Here is a 704-nt window from a genome sequence, read left to right on the forward strand (position 1 = left end):
TGTGGTCGGCGCGGATCTCCTGCACGTTGGCCAGCAGGGTGTAGAGCGCCTGGCGCGAGAAGTCGTCGCAGTCGAACGGAATCAGGCAGCCGCTGGCGCCCATGAGCGCCGAGCGGGTGTAGAAGTTGAGCGCCGGCGGGGTGTCGATGTAGATGCGGTCGTAGTCCTGGCCCAGCTGCGCCAGCGCCTCGCGCAGCTTGTAGATCTTGTGGCGCGACTCCAGCTTGCCCTGCAGCTCGTCGAGCCGGGTGCTCGATGCCATCAGGTCGAGCTGTTCGAACGGCGTGCGCACGATGAACTCCGACAGCGCCGCCGGCCGGAAGCTGAAGCTCAGCGTCTCGTCGAAAAAGCTCGCCACGCTGGGCTGCCCCTCGGCCGGCGCGGNGCGCGACTCCAGCTTGCCCTGCAGCTCGTCGAGCCGGGTGCTCGATGCCATCAGGTCGAGCTGTTCGAACGGCGTGCGCACGATGAACTCCGACAGCGCCGCCGGCCGGAAGCTGAAGCTCAGCGTCTCGTCGAAAAAGCTCGCCACGCTGGGCTGCCCCTCGGCCGGCGCGGCGCCCAGCAGGTAGGCGCTGGAATTGCCCTGCGGGTCCAGGTCGACCACCAGGGTGCGCAGGCCCTGGCTGGCGCTGATGGCGGCCAGATTGCAGGTGATGGTGGACTTGCCCACCCCACCTTTCTGGTTGAAGACGACGAGCGGC

1 protein-coding gene is annotated in these 704 nt (G+C 68.0%); it reads right to left on the reverse strand.

Annotated elements, in window-relative coordinates:
• The coding region (locus QZH66_RS17655) for an AAA family ATPase (RefSeq protein WP_305807125.1) at positions 1-673 on the reverse strand (673 nt) is incomplete at its 3' end.
• Between the last annotated feature and the right edge of the window lie 31 nt (positions 674-704).

It is taken from the genome of Stenotrophomonas sp. YIM B06876 (assembly GCF_030711595.1).
Classification (GTDB): Bacteria; Pseudomonadota; Gammaproteobacteria; order Xanthomonadales; family Xanthomonadaceae; genus Stenotrophomonas.